The following is a 20,610-nucleotide window of genomic DNA, read 5'->3' as shown; positions in this document are numbered from 1 at the left end:
CAGGGCCGGTGGCCGTCACCCAGGCCGCACGACGCCGTCGTAGACGCCGAACCCACCGGGGATGAAGAAGTCCTTCCCAGGCTCCAGGCCGAAGGCGTTGAGCACGGTCGCCGCGATGTCCTGCGAACGCGGCGTGCGGGTGGCGCGCTCGCCGCCCTCCTCCAGCAGCGTCACGGGCAGGCCCATGGGCGAGCCATCCGACCGCTCGTCATAGCCACCAATCATCTGGTTGCCCTGGATGCCCCCGCCCACGAGGATGGCGCACGTCGCCGGGTGGTGGTCGCTGCCGCGCTTGGGGAACGTCCGCCCGAAGTCGCTGTAGACATACACCAGCGTCTCATCCAGCAGCGTGCGGGACGGGTCCGACTTGCTGGGCGTCAGGCTCATCTCCAGGCAGATGCGGCCCACCGACTCCATCGCGATGCGCATGAAGTTGGTGTGCATCATCACGCCCGTCGCGCTGTGCGTGTCGAAGGAGGCGTTGCTGATGCTCGTCGCGCGCATGTTGACGGACGTCACCAGGTCCGACTTCAACAACTGGAGCGCGAAGCCATACGGCCCCATGGACGCCGACGAACCGCATGAGTCCGCCAGGCCGATGCACGCATTCCAGTCCACCGGATAGTCCGGGTCGTTCTTGAGGTGCTCCCACTGCGGCGTGGTGCCGAGCACGCTGAGGATGTCGCGCCGGATGGTCCGGCTGGCCCCTTTGTACGTGTCGTAGAGCTGCTCCATCATGTCGTCGGAGCCCGCGCTGGAGATGCCGCGCTCCTTGCGCACCGCCTCGAGCAGCGCCGCGTCCACCGCGGTGGAAGGCACCGTCCCCGACAGCGACGCGCCGTCATAGCCCACGTCGGGAATGTCCTGGCGCGTGCGCAGCCCCTTCCAGGTGCTCTCGCGCTTGTCGGACAGCGTCGGCTCCACGGAGGCCGCCGAGGCCAGCACCGTGGGGTTCGCCACCGTCGGCAGGCCCAGCGCGCGCGGCAGCGGCCCGCCCAGGTTGACGCTGGGGATGGGCCGGTCCGGGAAGCGCTTGTACATCGCGTTGGCGATGACACCGTGCACCGCGGGCGCGCGGAACGTCGCCCCCGCGACGCCGGACATGCTCGCGATGATGCCGCTCTGGTGCGCGGCCGTGCCCTGGTCCGCGCCCACGAGCAGGGCCGCCTTCTCGTAGAGCTTGTACTTGGGATTGGCCCACGCGTAGCCATAGGGCCGGTAGCGATGCTGGCCCTGCGAGCCGGGGTGGATGCCGCTGGTGTCCTTGGGGTTGTCCCAGTTCCAGGCCACCGGCCCGCGCAGCTTGCGCACCACGCCGGGCGCATCCAGGTCCACCGGTGAGCGGTCGTAGTTCTCCACCTGCTCGGGCACGAAGCCCCAGGGCAGGTAGCCGCCCGTGGGCAGGGGGATGTACTTGTTGATGCCCGCCCGAGTCATCGGCGAGAAGTAGGTCTCCCAGTGGAGCCCTCCGTCCAGCCAGATGGCGAGCAGCTTCGTGGGCCGGTGGCGCCCCACCTGCGCGGACGCCGCGGGGAACCCATACCGAGCCAGGAGCCCCACCTGCGCTGCCCCAAGGGCCGCCTGAAAGAGATTGCGTCGTGAGAGCTTCATGGTGGCGGCCTCAGTAGAAAATCCAGCGCGGGTGGCGAATGAAGTAGGAGCAGGTGCCCACGTACTCGGGCTCGGTATCGGTGGGCGTCGACAGCGGGACGAAGACCTTCGTGTAGAGGTCCTCCACCTGCGCGTCGGTGAAGCGCTCGCCCAGGAAGTGCAGTGACCAGCGGCGCAGCGTCGCCTTCACGTCCACGGGGTTCGCGGTGCGCACCGTCCCCGTGGGGAACAGCGCCGTGTTGCCCGCCTTCCCCAGCGCGCGACGGCACCACCGCTGGGAGACCTGCGTGAGCGTCAGGGCGAAGGTCGGCGAGGCCGTGCGGTCCTCGGAGATCTGCCGCACCGTGGAGCCACCGCCCAGCCCGTGGTAGCGCTCCTCCGTCCCCTTCTGCCGAGGCATGGGCAGCGCATCCGGGCTCAACAGCGGCAGGTGGTCCCCGTCGCGCATCTCCGCCATGGGGATGTTGTGCTCCAGGCCCACGATGTAGAAGTCGTCGTGCACCAGGCCCAGCTGTTGGTAGAGGGCCCGCTGCATCTGGTTGGCGCTCTTGCGGGTGATGCGCGGCGCGTCCACGTTCGGCTCGCTCCCCCGCTGCTGGGCGCCCAGCTCCCGCACCCAGGCGCGGATGCTCTCCATCGTCAGCGAGGCCGTTCCGTCCGTGACGAGCTGCGCGTAGGACTTCTGGCCGATGGGCATCTGCTTGAAGGCACCGGTGCCCTTGCCCTCCAAGAGCCGGACCAGCTCGCTCTCATCCGGCGTGCCCGCCTTCACCATGCGGGTGTCGGCGACAATCAAGCCCTGGAACGCATCGAGCGACGCGAAGTACCCCCGATTGCCCTGGACGTGGCAGCCCTCGCAGTGCGGCTTGAGGCCCTCGTAGACGCGCTTCGTCTCCGCGCCCGGAGGAGGAACACACGTCGACTGCTGCGACTGGGTCGCCACTGGCGCGGGCGCACCGTCCTGCTGACCACACGCCAGGGACACGGCCGCGAGAACCACGAATCCGAAGCGGCGCATGTCAGTGCCCCCTCTTGAACAGGTTGGACTGCGTGAGGGACTTGACGTACGGGCGGATCTTCCGGCCGCCCTCGACGAAGCGCTTCACCTGCGCCTCCAGGTAGCCCGCCTCCGCGGCCGGGTCGATGTCCCGCCCCATCACCTGCGCGTGCATGTGCCGCACGACGCAGCGGTCGAACGAGCCCGACGCGACGATGAGCTTCGCGAAGCCCAGCGGTCCGATGGTCCCATCACTCACCTGGCCCAGCAGCGTCTGGTCCGACGGCAGGAAGTCGATGAAGAGCGACTCCGGGTTCGCCGTCGCCTGCGCCTCCGTGACGGGCGTCAGGAGCGTGTCCGGCTGGTACCACCGATTCCAATGGCTGTACGGGTCTCCTCCGTAGGGGAACTGTCCCTTCCGCCACGCCACGGGCCAGTGCCACGCGGTGCCCACGCCCGGCATGAAGTACTTCGCGCCCCAGCCCTCGAACGCGCTGCTGTGCTTCGCGTAGCGCTTGAAGTGGATGGCCGCGGGGTCCAGCCGGCGGTGGCAGTGCTGGCATGTCCCCTCCGTCCCCGGGTCCCGGCGGTACTCATTGAACGTCTGTCCTTGGGGCGGGGAGAAGACCTCGCACGCGAGGATCTCCAGCGCCCGGGCCCCTCTCAAGCGCTCGCGCGGATAGCCCGCGAGGAAGCCGATGCTCGTGAGGATGCCCGCGGCGGGGACCCCGCGAACCGCACCCGTCTGCGTGCGCGGGTCGAAACGGTAGTCCCGGTCCGCGATGAGGAAGGGATTGCGCGCGGGCACCGAGTACTCGCGCCAGGCATACGGGTCTCCCGGCGTGTGCTCGGGGTCGATGGGCGCCTGCGAGTAGCGCTCCGGACGCCACCACGAGTCATCCTCGTGCAGCGCCGTCAGGCCACCGGCCAGCGCCTGGCTGACATAGGCGGCCTGCACGCGCGTGGGCCCCACGGAGTACGTCCCCAGGATGAGGTCCGTCGCGGGACGGTCGTACCAGGCCAGGTGCGCGAAGAGGCGCGCGGGCTCCTCGAAGAGCAACCGGCGCTGTCCCTGCGCGTTGTGGATGACGAAGTTCTCGTGGCCCGGGTAGGTGCCGTGGTCGGCGTGGCAGCGCACGGCGTTGGGGCCGCAGCCACACGTGCCCTCGGGGCCCACCTGTCGGCAGTTCACGGGGGTCGGCGTGCCGTTGGGCATGGTGATGCCCGTCTCCGACGTGTTGCCCGCGTAGCCCACCAGCGTCACCGTCGTGCCCGGCGCCCACCAGGGCTCCAGCGTCGTCTCATCGGCCGGGGTGCCGTCGGGCTTCAGGCCATCACACGCCTTCGTGTCCCCTCGGTAGAACTTCCACGCGCCCGCCTTCGCGGTGCCCGGCTTGCACAACTCCACCGTCCGCTGCTGCTGCGCACCGTACTCCGGCGCGTCCGCCGTCGAGGCGATGACCGGGATGTCGAACCAGTCCCGCGCCTTCTCGAACATCGTCCGGTAGAACAGCGGCTCGTGCAGCGTGCGGTCCACGAAGCTGTCCACGAAGGCGCGCTGCGCGGCCTCGTCTCCCGCGGCCTCCTGCGCGGCGTACTCCGCATCCGTCGGAGGCACACCCCGCAGCGCGAGTGACGCGCGGCGCAACAGCCGGCTGGCGGCGAGCGTGTCCTTCTTCTCGTCGACTGGGGGATTCTCCGTGGGGCCCGGAGTCTCACAGCCCGCGTCGTGAGAACCTCCATCGGGCTCGCCCCCAGGGGAGCTGCTTCCAGAGCAAGCCACACACGCGAGAAGAGGAAGGACCCACCAGACGGAGCGCCTGAGGCGAGCCGTCTCGTGAGTGGGAATGGCTCCTGACTGACGAGCGTCAGGAACCCACACGAGGCACGGGAGCATGCGCGGCCCCAACGCAACCGACATGCCAAGCCTTTCTGGCTATTCGCAGAGAGGCCCGCTCCTCTGGAAATACTTCGACACGCGCACGCGCGCGACAGCCACCGCCGGGGACTCTCCCCCACAGCTTGGGGTTCGCCCCCCTCAAGACGCCCCTTCGGCGCACGCGGGAACCACGCTTCGAGTTGAAGAGTGATTCAGGTCTCGGTTTCGCGACGTCGCCTTGGATTCCAAGAAGACAGCACGCAAGCCATTGGAGGAGACCGCGTGGCTCCGCGCGTCACGGGGCCACGCAGTTGTCGCCCAGCTCGGTGGACCAGAGCTGTCCCGCCTCGGTGTCGTCGTACGCGCTGAAGAAGACGCGCTCCCCCAGTCGGAAGAAGTCACGGGGATAGGACGAGCCCGTCTGGGCGTCGGGTGCGATGTTCGCGAGCCGCCGGGTCTTCTCCGGCGTGCCGTTGCTCACCCAGGGCTCGATGCCCGCGCCCCCGGCTTCGAAGGCGCTGAAGAAGACCAGCTCGTCGGACACGGCGCGGACGGGGGAGCTGTACTCGTCCGAGAGGCTCAGCGGCCGGTGCAGCAGCACGGTCCCCGCCGCGGTGCCATCCGTCACCCAGAGCTGCGTGTCCCGAGGCGCGGGTCCATCGCTGCCGATGGTGACGGAGAAGTACAGCTTGGAGCCGCCCGGCACGCTGCTGGTCTCGTCGATGAAGGGGAAGGCCTCGCCGAGGGTCGCATAGTCATTGGGGAGGGTGACGAAGGACGCGGGGTTTCCTCCGGACAGCGGCACCCGGTAGAGGACCATGTATTGGGTGCTCAGCGAGGTCACCGCGACATGGACGCGCGAGCCCAGCCGCCCCACCAGCCGAGCGACCCGACTGGGTCCGAACGACGCCAGCCGCACCGTGCCCCCGGAGGAGCCATCCGACTTCCACAGCTCCTGGAGCCCCGTATGCTCGCGCATCACGAAGAGCGCGAGCGAGCCCGAGGTCTGGATGTCTCCGATGAACGCGTCGTGGGACGAGGTGAGCTGCTTGAGGGGGACGGAGCCCGCCGCCGTGCCATCCGTCTTCCAGAGGACAGTGCCGGTGCCCTCGGGCCCCATCACGAAGAAGCGCAGCTCTCCGTCCGCGGCCGAGTCCTTGAAGCTCACGCCCTGGTCCCAGCCGAAGTCGCGAAGTCGCTCGGTGCCAGCGGCGGTGCCGTCCGACGTCCACAGCTCGTAGCGGGTGCGGAACGTGCCGCTGTCGAAGATCTCCTTGAAGAACACCAGCCTGTCACCCAGGGCCGTCAGGTGAGACAGCGTGGAGCCGGGGGAGCCGGGTGTCAGGTCCTTGACGAGTGTGGTGCCGGCCCCCGTGCCATCGCTCACCCACAGCTCGTTGCCGTGGGCGGGGTCCGCCACCTGGAAGAAGAGGCGGGTGGGGCCAGCGGCCAGGTTCGCCAGGGGCGGCGTGAAGCCTCCGTCGATGGAGGGGAAGCTTCGGATGTGAGTGGTGCCTGCCTCGGTGCCGTTGCTCTTCCAGAGGGCCCGCTGGCCGTCCTCGAAGTTCACGGCGAAGTAGAGCCGCCCCTTGAACTTCACGAAGCCATTGGGGGCGGCGGCGAAGCGCGGAATCCCAATCTGCGAGGGCGGGAGGAGGGTCTTCACCCGCTTCGTCGTCGAGCTCGACGGCAGGGGGCAGTGCAGGGCTCCCAGGGCCTGGGGGTCCTCGGAGGGGACGGGGGGCGGGACGTCACCCGGAAGCGGCCCACCACACCCCATGCCCATCATCAGCAATGACATCAGCCATCCCGTGCGCCTCGGCATGCCGCTCCTCCCACAAAGCCTGGGAGGGAGGGTGTGTCCCGAGGGCGCGAGTGCAAAGTGCCCCCTGGACCTACCTTGCTCGCTTGCCTGGAGCGACGGTGCGTGTGAGCGCGTCGAGAGCCCTTAGGGTTCTCTTAAGAATTGCGCCCTAGCCTCCGTCGCGACTCAAGCCAATGGAGGGCGCACATGCAGAACGATGAATCGGGCCATGACCATGATCAGGGGCTGCAGCATGACCTGGCCATCATGGAGAAGAGGGCGGATCGCCGGCAGCTCCTCAAGTGGATGGCGGGGGCCAGCCTGGTTCCGCTCGTCGGCTGTGGTCCTGAAGGCTCTGACGGGCTGCTGACGCAGGCGACCGAGGACGAGTTGCTGGCCTGCACGCGGATTCCGGAGGAGATGGCGGGCCCCTATCCTGGCGACGGCTCCAACGGCGCCAATGCGTTGTTGCTCGCGGGCATCAACCGCAGCGACATCCGCACGAGCATCGGCGGAGCGACGGGTGTCGCGCGCGGCATTCCGCTCACGCTGACGCTCACGCTGGTGAACCGCGCCGCCTGTGCGCCGCTCGCGGGCTACGCCATCTACGTGTGGCAGTGTGAGCGCGCGGGTCTGTATTCGATGTACTCGCCCGGCGTGCAGTACGAGAACTTCCTGCGCGGGGTGCAGGTGACCAATGCGCAGGGCAAGGTGACGTTCACGTCCATCTTCCCGGGCTGCTACCCGGGCCGGTGGCCGCACATCCACTTCGAGGTGTATCCGTCGCTGGCGTCCATCTCGAACTTCCGGAACAAGATCGCGACCTCGCAGCTCGCGTTCGCCCGGGCGCCGTGCCAGCAGGCCTACACCGCGGTGGGCTACCAGCAGAGCGCGGCGAACCTGCGTCCCCTGAGCATCGAGCGGGACCTGGTCTTCGCGGACGGCTACGCCAACCAGCTCGCCGTGACGACGGGCAACAACACGACGGGCTACACGTCCACGCTCCAGTTCGCCCTCTAGGCGCGGGGCGCGACGCGAAACAATGAGGAGCCAGGCCGCGTTGAGGTGGCACGACCTGGCTCCTCCAGGCCTTCCTCCGTCCGGCTAGACGGGGAATCGCTCGGCCCAGGTACAGCTCTATCAAGCGGCCCTGACATGCGCGGTGGAGCTTGCTTCGCGAGTCCCTCGTCTGGGCATGGAGAAGCAAGACATGGGTGAGGGGCACCCCACGTCGCCCGAACGCCACACCGATTGGCGCCATCCCGTCTCTCCTGGCAAGTTCTCTCCATGCTTCGCTTCGCCGAGCCCGAGGGCCTCGAGAAGGTCATCCAGCACCTGTTGAACGCGGGATGGCCAGACGAAGGCATCATCCGGAATCCCAGGATCGTGAGTGGGTCGGCCGTGCTCCAGCCAGACCTGCTCCTCCTCGATCAGGGATGCCCCGCGGCTGTCGTGAAGCTCGAGCCGCCGAATGCCTCTGGCAAGACGGAAGAGGAACAACAACTCCATCTGTACATGAAGGCCCTGGGGGATGTGGTGGGCCTGCTGACCGATGGCTCCCCTCCGATCCGGGTCTTCGCGCCTGGCAGGGCGCATCCCCCGAGCACGTGGCCCCGTCCAGAAGAGCTGCACTCTTTTCTCGGATGGGACAGTCATCCCAACGATCCGCGCCCCTACCCCATCAAGGAACTCGGCAGCCCCCCGTGGGTTCCTCACGCCATCGCGATCCGCCGTGTCCTGGATGCCATCGTCGAGGGCCAGCACCGCATCCTGCTCACCATGGCGGCCGGCACGGGCACGAGCCTCGTCGCCGCGCTGATCGCCTGGAAGCTCCTGCGCTCCGGCTTCCGGAAGCGGATGCTGTATGTCACGGGCTCGAAGCAGCTGGCGGAGCAGGTCTTTCGACGGTTCGAACCGTTTGGCGTGGAGCGCACCCTCCTTTCCCCCAAGAGTGGGGTCCTGCCCCACCGTGTGCAGATCGCAAACCGGCTTTCACTCTACGAAAGCGTCGCGCCAACCCGAGACGGCCACTTCGACCTCATCATCCTGCCCGAGGCCGAACGCACGGAGCACTTCAAGCCATTGCTCGCCCTGTATCCAGAGGCGACGGTGCTCGCGATGGCCCACTCACCGACCGTCTCCGCGAGTGAAGTCTTCGGGCCGCCACTGTTCGAGCTCTCCGTCGATCAGTTCATCGGGTCGGAGCAGGTCAAGACGCCAGAGGGTTTTCGCGCCGTTCAACTGGGTGAGATCGCCACCATCCAGACCGGCCTGCTGATTCACAAAGCCGACGCGTCACCCGACAAGGGCTCCGTCGAAATCACCTGCGTTCGGGGGGCGGACATCCTCCCGGACGGGCAGGTGGACACGTCGACGGCCACCCGGGTTCGGGTCTCGGATGAGAAAGCCGGGGACGAGCGATACAGGTTGAAGCCAGGAGATCTCCTCGTCCCCATCATCAACCCCTCAACGAGGATCCGCGTGGGAGAGGTCCCCTCGGACCTCGGGGAGGCGGTCTTCGCGCATTCCCTCTTGAGGGTCAGACAGCTCACCAACGAGGCCTCGTCGGGAGACATCCTCCAGTTCCTCCAGTCCGACGCCGCGATGCTCGTCCTTCGCCGCGTGTCCTCTTCACTCAAGGGAGACATCCGCATCTCGGCAGACACGCTGGCCAACCTGACCATCTTCCTGCCCGACAAGCCTCCACTCGAGTCAGCCCCCCAGGCGCCAAACCCTCCCAGCGAGCTGAGCGCGGTCATGAGCGTTCTCCGCCAGCTCGAGGACAGCGTCCTCCCCTCTCTGCGGGACATGGGGACACAGCCACAAGAGCGATACACGGTGGTGGCCGAGAAGCTCCGGATGTTGGCGGGAGTGCTGGCGCCCCCGTCCCTCGCGGAGCAGGTGCCGGACACGTACCCCATGCCCATTGCCTTGGCCTACCGGCGCTTCCTGGACAGCCGGTTCAACGTCTACGAGCAGCTCTCCCGGCTGCGCGACGTCTTCGAGGCAGTGGCCTTCTATGTCTTCCATCTCGTCCTGGCAGACGTCCTCCGCAACTTCTCGCCCCAGGAGCACGCGGAGCTCGGGAAGAGCGCGCGGCAGGCCTGCAACAGCCACTCGATGAGCGACCGGATGAACTTCGTCCAGAAGGTCCTCCAGACCGCGAGGACGCAGAAGAACTGTGAGCTCTTCATCCCGGAGCTGAAGAACAGCAAGTTCGTGCAGCGCGTCCAGAAGCTCCAGCGCGAGTTTCGCAATGTGCAGGCCCACACCGCCACCCAGACGGAGAGCCTCGCCAGGAAGACCTTGGAGGACTTCGGGCCACAGGTGCACGAGCTGCTGGCGGAGGTGTCCTTCTTCCCTCGATACCGCCTCGTGAACGTGCCTTCGTTCTACGGCAAGGAAGGCAAGCTCACCCGCCGCATGGTGCAGTTCTCGGGAGTGGTCCCCACCCTCGAGGAAGAAGCCATCGAGCTGGAGGCCCTCTCGAATCCTCCAGAGCATGACCGCCTCATCCTCCTCGATGAGGAGGACGCGGTGCTGGACCTGTATCCCTTCTATCAATTCCTCGCCAACGCAGAGACGCATCACGAAAGCCATCTCTGCTTCTTCAAAGGCAGCAGGAAGGGAACACTCCGCGGGGAGAGCGTGAACAACTCGCGCCCGTTCGACCTGCCTGGCCATGACGAGCTGATGAAGCTGCTCGACCGCTGGGGCAGGCCTTGACCAAGGGAGGCGCCACGCTGTGATAGCGTCCCGGGCCCATGGACGCCCCGCTGCTCCTGTTGTCGCTCAGTCTGTTGGCCGCGGCCCCCACGCTCGAAGATGCCCGACAGGCCGCCGCTGAAGCCCGCCTCGACGGCGCCGCGATGCTCGTTCAAAGCGCCTTGGAGCAGGAAAGCGACGAGCCCCGCCGCAAGGCGCTCATCGCCTATCAGGAAGCCCTCGCGGAGCTGAAGCGCCAGGCGCTCCTGACCCACGATGTCTATGCCGTGGGGGGCACCGCGGCCATCGCACCGCTCCTCGAGTCCATGAAGGAGTCCACCCGGCTCAAGGACTTCCCGGAGCTCGGCGCGCATGCATTCCGAATGGAGCGGTGGGCCAATGACGTCGCGAGGCTCCGCGCAGAAGCGGCCAGCGCACTCGATGCTGGCGACTACGACAAAGCCCACGAGATCTACGAGCGGCTGACAAAGCATCCCCTCGTCCAGGCAAGGACCCGAGATCTCCAGGACGACATCACGAAGGGCCTGCGAGAGGCGTCTCCCCCCTTCTCCACCCGGGCAGGGAACTCACTCGGGCGCTGGCTGACGACCGCCTGGGGATGGGAGCCGCTTCGGTACACCCTGCTCACCCTCGCCTTCTTCACCCTCGCCTATCTCTTCCTCTGGCCGCTTCGCCGTCTGCGGAAGTGGCATGCGAGTCGCAGCAAGTACACCGAGCTGGTCCTCTATGACGGAACCCATCCCAGCGTCCCTGGCCCGAGCGACTCCCTCGCCGCGAGCTTGAAAGCCGTCTGCTTCGAGGTCGCACGACAGCCTCGGACCACTCGCGCCGTACTCGATGCGGGGGTGGGCGAAGCCCTGGCTTGGACAGACGCCCACCCGCTGCAAGCGTTGGAGTCCTTCGCCCAACACCTCAGCGGGCAGATCACCGTGGGGCCTGTCTCACTTCCCGCCAAGGTGCTCTGGACCTTCTTCGGCCACCTCACCACGGGTGCTCGCTATCGCATGGAGGGCGTGGTCACTCGCGACCACGCCACGACGCGGGTGACGCTGAGCCGGAAGGACCTCGTGGACCCGCGACCTTCGGAGAGCTGGGCTGTCACGTCGGCGGGGACCGATGCCCCCGCGCTCTACCAGGCGTTCCGGAAGCTCGCATACATGCTCGCCTTCACGGTCCTGCCTCACCCGCCTACCCAGAACGTGGATGCGTTCCTGGCCTACCGCGAAGCCCTGGAGACCCTGAGCCAGGCCACCTCTCCCGAAGCCTTGAAGAAGGGTCTCACGGTCGCTCGCGATGGCCTCCAGCGCGCACTGGGGCTGGACCCCAGCATGAGGCCGGCCATCTTGTTGCTGGCCATCGTCCAACGAAAACTCGGCGCGACGGAGAAGTCCCGCGCACTGCTCGCCGAGCTCAAGGGGAGCAAGGATGCGCTGGAGCAGGCGGAGCTCCAGTACCACAAGGCCCTGCTCGACCTTCAGTGCGGCGAGGAGAATCAACTCCAGAGTGCCTTCGATGCCTTGGAGAAGGTGGCGCAACGCAAGGACAAGTTGGGTGTCGATGCCAAGGCCTCGATGCTCGACCTCTGTACGTCCCTCCACTTGAGCGAGCGCTCCCGAAAGGCGACGAAGTCCACAGCGGGCGTGCGCATGGAGAAGATCGAGGCCCTTCAGAAAGAGTTCGAAGAGTTCTTTCTCCAGGACCAGCAGGTAGAAGGCGTCACCCCCGTCGACTACCAGCACGCACGCGGATACGCGCTCTACAGCGTCGGCAGGAGGCACCTCGAGCTTGGCGGCCGGAGGCACGGCATCCGGTTGTTGGAGCGCGGCATCATCTACGTCCCAGATCTGCTGGCCGCACATGTGAAGCTCGCGCGAGCGTACCGAGACCTGAAGGACGACGGGTGGAGCACCGCGGCCGAGCGGGTGCTGAGCCATGCACAGTTGATTGACGCGGATGATCCCGAACTGAACGAGGAACTCGGTCACTTCCATGCGGCACTGCCCGCCCCCGAGCACGAGAAGGCCGCCTCTTGCTATCGCCGCGCGGCACCGCACCTGCACTCCGCCGGGCTCGCGTTGGGCAAGCTTCTCGGTGGGCCTCTCAAGAAGCCCGAAGAGGGCATCAGGCAACTCTGGTTGGCCATCGCTCTGGCTGGCGATGTGGTTCCGCCCTACTACGGAGAAGCCATCCACAACTGCGCGGTGACCGCGGCCCATCAACTCCGGGAGCAAGCAGAGAAGGACGCCTGGGAGGCGGGCAAGGCCCTCTCGACTCTCGCGGATCCAGCCACTCAACTCATGGAACAGGCCCACAAAGCCAAGGGGTGGCTCGCCGAACAGATGACTCGGCACTCTGGACACCTCGCGGCACTGGGCAAACAGACCTCGGGCCAGGGCACTGCTGCGGACAGCCCGGAGGAAGCCATCGCGAAGAAGTGTGTGGCCCAGGCCAACAAGTACCTCCTCAAATGCGACGAGCGCATGAAGAACCTGAGGAGCTGGCCACCTCCGACCAACGCTCCTCAGCCCCCCACACCCTGAACACACTCGACTCGCGGCGTGAGCGGGCCATGAACCTCTCCATGTTCGACGCGTACCTGACCCGCTGGAGCCTGACACCCGACGGCGAGCCCATCACCACCTGGGGCTCACGGCTCCTCCCCGTCCGCTGGCGCGGCCAGGCCGCCATGCTGAAGGTCTCCCAGCACCCTGAGGAGAAATTCGGCGGCCTGCTCATGACCTGGTGGGAAGGCCAGGGCGCCGCACGCGTCCTCGAATCCTCCGACGAGGCCCTCCTCCTCGAACGTGCCCGAGGAGACCGCTCCCTCTCCGAGCTCGCCCGCACCGGCCACGATGACGAGGCCACCCGCATCCTCTGCGACGCCATCGCCGCGATTCACACGCCCCGCCCCAAGCCCCTCCCCGAGCTCGTCCCGCTGAACGTGTGGTTCCGCGGACTCGAACCCGCCGCGGTCACCCACGGCGGCTGGCTGACCCACTCCGCCCAAGCCGCACGCGACCTCCTGGCCCATCCCCAGGACGTGCGCCCGCTGCACGGCGACATCCACCACGACAACGTCCTCGACTTCGGCGAGCGCGGCTGGCTCGTCATCGACCCCAAGCGCCTCCTCGGCGAGCGCGGCTTCGACTACGCGAACCTGTTCTGCAACCCCGACGTCGGCGCCCCCGACACCTCGCCCCCTGTCGCCACGCTTCCCGAGCGCTTCCGTCGACGCCTGGACATCGTCCTGGAGCACTCCGGCCTGGAGCGAACCCGGCTCCTGCGGTGGATTGTCGCCTGGGCGGGACTGTCCGCCGTCTGGTTCCTCAGCGACGGTGACAGCGCCGACGTCGACCGCCACGTCGCCGAGCTCGCCCTGGCCGAGCTCCACCGAAGCCAGTGACAGATTCCGCTCCACGCGGTGTTCCACTCCCCATGAGAGAGGGAGGAAGGACCATGTGGAAGCGCGCGACCCTGGGACTGCTGTCGGTATTCCTGGCTGCGGGCTGTGACCCCGTCGAGAACGGCAACGGCGACACCGTCACCGAGGAACGCAATGTGGGCGAGGCCCAGGCCATCACCCACGAGGGCTCCTTGGACATCATCGTCCGCGAGGGCGAGACGACCACCGTGAAGGTCACCGTCGACTCGAACCTCCAGGACAACGTCCGCACGTTCATGGGGCCCGACTCGAAGCTGGTCATCACCACCGATGGCAACATCCACCCCAGGGGCCCCGCCCGCGTGGAGGTCACCCTCCCCCGCTTGAGGGAGGCCACCCTGGATGGCTCCGGTGCCCTCACCGCCGAGGGCTTCGCCAACCAGCCCACCGAGCACGTCCGGCTGCGCATGGAGGGCTCCGGGACGCTGCGCTACTGCGGCGCGGCCCACCGCCTGGAGGCGCGACTGGAGGGCTCCGGCCGCATGGCCCTGTGCACCCCAGGGGCCTCTGAAGCCGTGGAGCTGTCCATCTCCGGCTCGGGGGAGCTGAGCTGGAAGGGCAGCGCGAACAACGTGCAGGCCCGCAACGAGGGCTCCGGCGACATGACCCTGGAAGGCACGACGCGCCGGCTGGGCGCGCGCCTGGAGGGCAGCGGCGACCTGGATGCCCGCGCGCTGCGCACGGTGGACCTGGACCTGGTCGCCCAGGGCTCCGGTGACGTCCAGGCCACGGTGGAGGGCGGCTCCGTCGTCGTGGTGCACGAGTCGTCCGGAGACGTGGAGCTGTGGGGCCACGCCACCCGGGACGAAATCCGTCGGCGGGGGAGCGGCCGGGTCGTCTGGCGCTGAGACACCCACCGTCCCAAGGCAGGGCCCCCCAGGCAACCGGGCGGGCCCCGCACCCTTCGAGCGGGCTCCTCACGGTGGACCTTTCTTCGCGCCCCCCTCCGGGATATTCACCGGCGGAATGAAGGACGCTGAGACCTCGTCGCCCGCACTCCCCTCGAACACCCCGTCGTCCCTCTCGCTGGACGAGGTGCGCCTGTGCACCCGCCTCCTGGAGGCCATCGCGGAGAACCGCGTCCTGCTGGCGCGGCTCCCGGAAGACGAGAAGCTGGCCCTGGTCCAGGCCGCCAGCCGCGTGGTGTACCCGGACCGCGTCACCAAGAAGCGCATGGACAAGGCCCTCCGGCGTGAGCGCCGCGAGGAGAAGCAGGCGAAGGACCGGATTGTCGTCGCCTCGACCCGGATTCGCACCATGCGCCAGGCCCCGGTCTTCACGGTGCCCCTGCTCCCCGCCCCGCCGCCGGTGGATGCCCCCGAGCGGGAGCTCGAGAAGCCGCGCAAGTGCTACGTGTGCAAGGTCGAGTTCAAGCGGCTGCACTACTTCTACGATTCGATGTGCACCGAGTGCGCGGACTTCAACTACGCGAAGCGGACCCAGCGCGCCTCGCTGGACGGCAAGGTCGCGCTCATCACCGGCGCGCGCGTGAAGATTGGCTTCCAGGCGTCGCTGATGTTGCTGCGCTCGGGCGCCACCGTCATCGCGACCACCCGCTTCCCCCAGGACTCGGCCCGGCGCTACCTGCAGGAGCCCGACTTCGCCGACTGGTCCCACCGCCTGCACATCCACGGGCTGGACCTGCGTCACGCGCCCAGCGTGGAGCTCTTCGCGAAGTACGTGGAGCAGACGCACCAGCGGCTGGACATCCTCATCAACAACGCGGCGCAGACCGTGCGCCGGCCTCCGGGCTTCTACGCGCACCTGCTCGACGGAGAGCTGCGCCAGTTCCACGAGCTGCCGGAGGCCGCGCGGCCGCTGCTCGCCGGACACCGGGCCTGTATCGCCGCGGTGAGCCCCCTGCTCGGCACGGGTGAGGTGGAGACCTCGTCGCTCACCACGACGTGGCGCAGCAGCGACCCGGCGCTGGGCATCCACTCCGCCGCCGCGCTGTCGCTCCTGCCCTACGCGCTGGAGCAGGAAGGCGACACGAGCGCGCTGTTCCCCGCGGGCCGGCTGGACGCGGACGAGCAGCAGGTGGACCTGCGCGACATGAACTCGTGGCGGATGAAGCTGGCGGACGTGTCCACGGCGGAGATGCTGGAGGTGCACCTGGTGAACGCGGTGGCGCCCTTCATCCTCTGCGGCAAGCTCAAGCCGCTGATGATGCGCAACCGCACCACGCCCGGCCACATCGTCAACGTGTCGGCGATGGAGGGCAGCTTCTCGCGCGGGACGAAGACGGACCGGCACCCGCACACCAACATGGCGAAGGCCGCGCTGAACATGATGACGCTGACGTCCGCCGCGGACTACGCGAAGGACCGCATCTACATGAACGCGGCGGACACCGGCTGGGTCACCGACGAGGACCCGGCGCTGTTCTCCGAGCGCAAGGTGAAGGACCTCGACTTCCAGCCGCCGCTGGACATCGTCGATGGCGCCGCGCGGGTGGTGGACCCCGTCATGACCGCGGAGAACTCCGGCCACTTCTCGTGGGGCAACTTCTTCAAGGACTACCGTCCCACGTCCTGGTGAGTCCCCGCCCGATTTGACACGCGGAAGGCCCCCGGGCCCCAATCCGGGGATGACCGCTCCGACTGGCAAGGAACTCTCCTCGAAGCTCAAGTCCCCTCCCGCGGCGCTGACGAAGAACCGCCTGCTCAAGAAGCTGGAGGGGGAGTCGCTGCTGTCCTCCCTCGCCAAGGACTTGAAGAAGGCGGCGGGCGCCTCGGCGTCGGAGTTGGTCGAGGGGTTGACGCATCCCGTCTCCGCCTATCCCCTGGCCCTGCTCCTGCGCGACGCGGCCACCGAGGCGCCTTCCTCCAAGCGCATCAAGAAGCTCGACGTGACGGAGTCCCGGCTCGTCACGGGCGACCTGCACGTCGAGGGAAAGCTCATCGTCGACTCCACGCTGGTCGTCCTGGGCAACGTGGAGGCGCGGACGGTGCTGGTGGGTGAGGGCGGGACGTTGGTGGTGGGAGGCCACCTCCAGGCGTGTGTCGCGGGCGGAGAGGGGTGGCTCCTCGTCAACGGGGACCTGGAGGCGGACCTGGTGTGCTGTGCCTACGAGGCCGGCGAGCTCGGGGTGAATGGAACGCTGCGGGCGCTGCTCGCGGTGTCCTCCAACCACGGGGTCCGCATCGTGAAGAACGAGGCGTCGAACTTCTTCGACCTCTGGGACCCCAGCCCCAAGAGCAAGAAGTACCAGGAGCTGCTCTCCCACGTTTCGCCCAAGGCCGTCCTCCCGGAGGACGAGGACGCTGATTTCGGCGTCCTCCAGGTGGACTTCCACAAGCTCATGAAGCTGGCCCTGAGCGGCAAGCCCTTCCTGCAAGGGTGAAACAACTGCTCGAGGAGGAGACACCGACTCCCGGCGGTGCCTCCTCCACGAGCACCTCCGCTACATCCCCAAGGTGCTGTAGCTGGAGGGCGCATCCACGTGGAAAGCGAGCTCCACGGTGCGCTTCTCACCTGGCGCGAGCGCCAGTTTCCAGACGGCGAGCCCGTCCTCCTTCCCCACCGTGAAGCCCATCGTCGTCGTGGGCTCCACTTCCACCTTCACGTCCTCCAGCTCGGAGACGGGGATGTGCTCGGAGAGCACGACGGTCTCCGCTTTCGCCCGCAGGTTCGCGAGCTCGAAGCGGTAGACGTAGCGGAAGCGCTGCTTGCCCCCGAAGAGGCCCTTGGATTGGACCTCCTCATCCACGGTGCTCCGCTTCACGCGCAGGCCTTCGTCCAGGCCGAAGGTCAGCTCGAAGGGCATCCCCTTCTCCACACGCTCCAGGGATTGGCTCCCCAGGAAGGCCTTGTCGCTGAAGACGCTGACCTTCCCCGGCAGCAAGGGGAACGGCGTGGTGTTGGCCAGCTGTGCCACCCGGAAGACCACGGGCCGAAGCTTGGGCACCGTGCGCCAGGAGAACTCCGCCGGAAGGCGGTGGCGTCCCAGGAGCACGCGCACCGCGGTGCCATCACCGAGCACCGACGTCGCTTCCTTCACCGCCCACTGCACGGAGACGCCCTGGGACAAGACATCCAGGCCGTCACCCTGGGACGGCGGCACCGAGGCGCTCGTCGGGACGTGGTTCTGGGATTCCAACGTGGGGACCAGGACCTTCCGCTCCCGAGGCCGCTGAGTCGCCGTGACGAGCAGCGGCGCGAACTCGGGCGGCGTGGCGTCCTCGCTGGGCCGAGCCGTGGAGACAAACAGCTTCGCCCCCGTCCAGTCCTCTCCCGTCACCTGGCGCACCGTGGCGAAGGACGTCAGGTGCACCACGCCTCCAGCCTCGTCCGCGCGCGCCTCATGGACCGGTGTCCACGACGCACCGGCCACCAGATAGGACAGCTCTACCCGAGCCTGCGTGCCCTCGGGGCAGGCCAGACGGACCTCCACGCGGTGCTCGCCCGCGTTCGCCCGAGTCTTCAGGCGCGCCAGCTCCATCTCGATTTCGTCACGCCGACGCTGAAGGTCGCGCTGCTTCGCCGCGAGCGCGGACTTCTCCTGCACCCCGCGCAGCCGCACCGACAATGCCGCATCGAAGGCCGAGCCCCAGGTGCGGGTGTCGGGTCGCGCCCCTGTCATCTCCCGGGAGATCTGGGCCACGGCCACGTCCGTGTAGCCTTGCGCCAACCGCTCCAGCTCCGCGACCTGGGCCACGGCCGCTTCCTGGACAGACTTCTCCTGGCGCAGCGCGAGCTCTTTCGCCTCCCACTTCTCTCGCTCGGGAGCCGTCTCCTTGTCGAGAGGCTGGAACTCCGCACTGAGCCCCTCCAGGCTGGCCCCCGAGGCACGGGCCTGAAAGCTCTCGCGGGAGATATCCGCGGGGAGGTGCTCGAAGACGGCGGTGGTGGCCCCTCGGCACGTCACGACACTCGTGCGTGTCACCTGGGCATGGTCTGGATGGACAACGACGGAGGAGACCTGGGGCGCCGTGGCGAGCACCAGGAGTGACAAGGGAAGCAAGGTCATGGTGGGCGCCTCACTGCGACTGCGACAGACGCCAGTCCCGAGGCCGGCGCAGGGTGTATTCAAAGGTCACGGTCTTCTTGCTGGAGGGCGGGATGACCAGGTCCCAGCGGAGCTCGCTCGTGGTCTCGTCCCGCTGCGCGACTGGCTCGGCGCGTACCAACGTCACCTCCAACTCGCGTTGCTTGCTCAGGGGCACCTGGTCGACCACGCGTGTCTTCAAGGGGAAGGGGTAGGGATTGGAGACCTCCAGCGTGACCTCGTAGGTGCTGACGTCGTCCTTGGAGATGAGTCCTTCTTGGGACTGGACCAGGCGGACGTTCCGGGCGGTGCGCACAGCGGAGTCCACGCCCAGGGGCAAGGTGAAGGACTCACCGGGGACGACAAGCTTCAGGGCCGCGGTGCCGACCCGGTCGGCGCCCACGAAGAGCGTGGCCTGACCGCCCGGCAGCGCGCCTCGGGACGACCCCTTGAGATGGGCCACCAGGTACGCCTCCGGGGCCAGCGCGGGAAAGGCCTGACGCTCGAGCTCGACAGGCCACGACTCGACGCGCAGCGGAATGGTGCGCTCGCCCTGGCCGCTGAAGACAGACTCCGGACGCGGCGCGGAGAAGGCCAGGTCGTAGCCCCCCGCGAGAGATACCGGGAGGTCCTCGGCCAACACCGGCGCAACCCACCCCTTGGGCGGAGCGAGCCCCACGTAGCGGTCGAAGACAGGCACGGAGAGGTCCGACGTCGCACCGGCAAGCGATACGCCCATGGCAGCGGACTGACTGCTTCCAGCGGGGGCAACCTCCGCCAGGCTCTCGAATGAACGGGCCCCACTCTTGCCTCGCTCGACCGCGACGCGCCTGACGAACTCCTCATCAATCTCCAAAGGCATTTTGGCAATCTCGACGACTTCCCCCAAGGACTCAGGCAGAAACTCCACATCGAGCTTGACGGTCTTGTAGGGACGGAGCGTCACCCCTGTCCGTGCGTACGGTTTGTACTGCTCCTTCTCGAACCGCAGCGTGTATTCGCCAGGGGGCAGCGCCGGAATGCGGTAGCGCCCCTGGGCATCTGTCACGACCAACTGCTCGCCGGGAAGACTGGGGGAGTGCGCTGAGACCACGACGTCGGCGACAGGCGACCTGGCTTGAGAGTCGATGACGGTCCCCACCAGGGTACCGGACGTCGCGGCGGGCTTCAGCGGCATGCTCGCCGCCCGCGCCTGGAGCCACTGACGCAAGACCTGCTCGAAGTCCGGCTCGGGGGCAGGCGTCAACACCGGCAACAGCGGACGGGCCTGCCCCGCCTTTCGCTGGGGCCTTGGGATGAAACGCTCGGCGACACCCAACTTCCAGGTGGGGAGCTTCGGGAGCTGGGTGAGCGTGGACGGCTGCGCGGTGCTCAGCGTGAGCCGGGCCCGTGTCCAGTCTTCCCCTGTCTCCTGGCTGACCCGCCCCGAGAAGGCCACCTGCACTCGCTGCGTCTCCGGATGCAATTGCAGCTCGTACCGCGGATACCACCGGGCATTCTGCGGCACGAGATAGGACAGCCGAACCGTGGCCGCCCCCGCCCCCGTGAGTGAAGCCGCCACTTCGAGCCCCGTCTCTTGAGGTTTCACGACCAGGCGCGCCGCGTCCGCCGACCGCCGCGCGCGCTCATCCTTCAACGAGGCAGCCCGCTCCTCCAACTCGCGCCCGCGAGTCTCCAGCTTCGCCGCCGTGTCGATGAGGAACGCGGTGGAGGTACTCCATCCTCCTGGTGACATGGGCCCGGAGGACGGTTCGGCCTGCGTCGGAGCCGACGGCCGGATGCGCCGGAGGGCCGTCACCTGGAGGGCGATGGCCGCCCGCTCGGCCTCGGCCAACTCGATGTCCCCATCCAACCGGTCCAGCGTCTCCACCAGCGCCCGCGCCTCCTTCTCCGGGAACGGCGGCACGCGGCCCTGGCGAACCTCGACGGACGACACCTGGGCTCCCTCCGCCTCGACCCGGATGGAGTCCGGGTCCACCAGGTCCGGCAGCCGGGGCAGTTCCACCCGCTGGGTGCCAGAAACATCCAGCGTGGCGGTCCGCACCACCCGCGCCTGGTCGCTGTAGACGGTCACATCGGTCACGGGCGCGTCGACGGCGGCATGCAGCACGCCCGCCACGGCCCAGCCAAGAAGGAGCATGACGCCAAGCTATCCAGCCACCCT

Annotated in this window: 13 protein-coding genes; 7 read left to right on the top strand and 6 right to left on the bottom strand. The window is 68.0% G+C overall.

The annotated features are described in order from the left end of the window. Positions 1–15 precede the first annotated feature (15 nt). The 4 genes from MYSTI_RS12675 to MYSTI_RS12660 form a co-directional block, all read right to left on the bottom strand. Complete coding sequence (locus MYSTI_RS12675; protein ID WP_015348150.1) at positions 16–1,611, bottom strand: DUF1501 domain-containing protein; 1,596 nt, start codon at positions 1,609–1,611, stop codon at positions 16–18. Positions 1,612–1,621: 10 nt separating this feature from the next. Further along, on the bottom strand, positions 1,622–2,629 hold the full coding sequence (locus MYSTI_RS12670) for a hypothetical protein (RefSeq protein ID WP_015348149.1): 1,008 nt from the start codon (positions 2,627–2,629) through the stop codon (positions 1,622–1,624). 1 nt (position 2,630) lies between these two features. Further along, positions 2,631–4,391, bottom strand: a complete 1,761-nt coding sequence (locus MYSTI_RS12665) for a hypothetical protein (protein WP_233278250.1) — start codon at positions 4,389–4,391, stop codon at positions 2,631–2,633. Positions 4,392–4,782: 391 nt separating this feature from the next. Next, positions 4,783–6,312, bottom strand: coding sequence for an ELWxxDGT repeat protein (locus tag MYSTI_RS12660; RefSeq protein WP_015348147.1), 1,530 nt, complete (start codon positions 6,310–6,312; stop codon positions 4,783–4,785). A 186-nt stretch (positions 6,313–6,498) separates the two neighbouring features. Between MYSTI_RS12660 and MYSTI_RS12655 the strand changes: the two genes are divergently transcribed. The 7 genes from MYSTI_RS12655 to MYSTI_RS12625 all read left to right on the top strand — a co-directional run bounded on the left by MYSTI_RS12655 (position 6,499) and on the right by MYSTI_RS12625 (position 16,802). Next, positions 6,499–7,311, top strand: coding sequence for a dioxygenase family protein (locus tag MYSTI_RS12655; RefSeq protein ID WP_015348146.1), 813 nt, complete (start codon positions 6,499–6,501; stop codon positions 7,309–7,311). A 267-nt stretch (positions 7,312–7,578) separates the two neighbouring features. Continuing rightward, complete coding sequence (locus MYSTI_RS12650; RefSeq protein WP_015348145.1) at positions 7,579–10,017, top strand: DEAD/DEAH box helicase family protein; 2,439 nt, start codon at positions 7,579–7,581, stop codon at positions 10,015–10,017. A gap of 38 nt (positions 10,018–10,055) precedes the next feature. Further along, entirely contained in the window at positions 10,056–12,557 is a 2,502-nt protein-coding gene (locus MYSTI_RS12645) for an acyl-CoA synthetase family protein (RefSeq protein ID WP_015348144.1), read from the top strand. Positions 12,558–12,598: 41 nt separating this feature from the next. After that, on the top strand, positions 12,599–13,420 hold the full coding sequence (locus tag MYSTI_RS12640; protein ID WP_044283584.1) for an aminoglycoside phosphotransferase family protein: 822 nt from the start codon (positions 12,599–12,601) through the stop codon (positions 13,418–13,420). A gap of 53 nt (positions 13,421–13,473) precedes the next feature. Then, positions 13,474–14,307, top strand: coding sequence for a head GIN domain-containing protein (locus MYSTI_RS12635; protein WP_015348142.1), 834 nt, complete (start codon positions 13,474–13,476; stop codon positions 14,305–14,307). A 118-nt stretch (positions 14,308–14,425) separates the two neighbouring features. Next, on the top strand, positions 14,426–15,997 hold the full coding sequence (locus tag MYSTI_RS12630; protein WP_015348141.1) for an SDR family NAD(P)-dependent oxidoreductase: 1,572 nt from the start codon (positions 14,426–14,428) through the stop codon (positions 15,995–15,997). A 49-nt stretch (positions 15,998–16,046) separates the two neighbouring features. Next, positions 16,047–16,802, top strand: a complete 756-nt coding sequence (locus tag MYSTI_RS12625) for a polymer-forming cytoskeletal protein (protein ID WP_015348140.1) — start codon at positions 16,047–16,049, stop codon at positions 16,800–16,802. Positions 16,803–16,862: 60 nt separating this feature from the next. Here the strand turns inward: MYSTI_RS12625 and MYSTI_RS12620 are convergent, their stop codons facing one another. Both MYSTI_RS12620 and MYSTI_RS12615 read right to left on the bottom strand, forming a co-directional pair. Beyond that, positions 16,863–18,428 carry a mucoidy inhibitor MuiA family protein gene (locus tag MYSTI_RS12620; RefSeq protein WP_015348139.1) on the bottom strand — a complete coding sequence of 522 codons (1,566 nt, stop codon included), beginning with the start codon at positions 18,426–18,428 and terminating at the stop codon, positions 16,863–16,865. A 10-nt stretch (positions 18,429–18,438) separates the two neighbouring features. Further along, positions 18,439–20,586, bottom strand: coding sequence for a mucoidy inhibitor MuiA family protein (locus MYSTI_RS12615; RefSeq protein WP_015348138.1), 2,148 nt, complete (start codon positions 20,584–20,586; stop codon positions 18,439–18,441). Positions 20,587–20,610: the final 24 nt, after the last annotated feature.

It is taken from the genome of Myxococcus stipitatus DSM 14675, assembly GCF_000331735.1.
Taxonomy (GTDB): Bacteria; Myxococcota; Myxococcia; order Myxococcales; family Myxococcaceae; genus Myxococcus; species Myxococcus stipitatus.
This window is presented reverse-complemented; position numbering and strand designations above follow the sequence as displayed.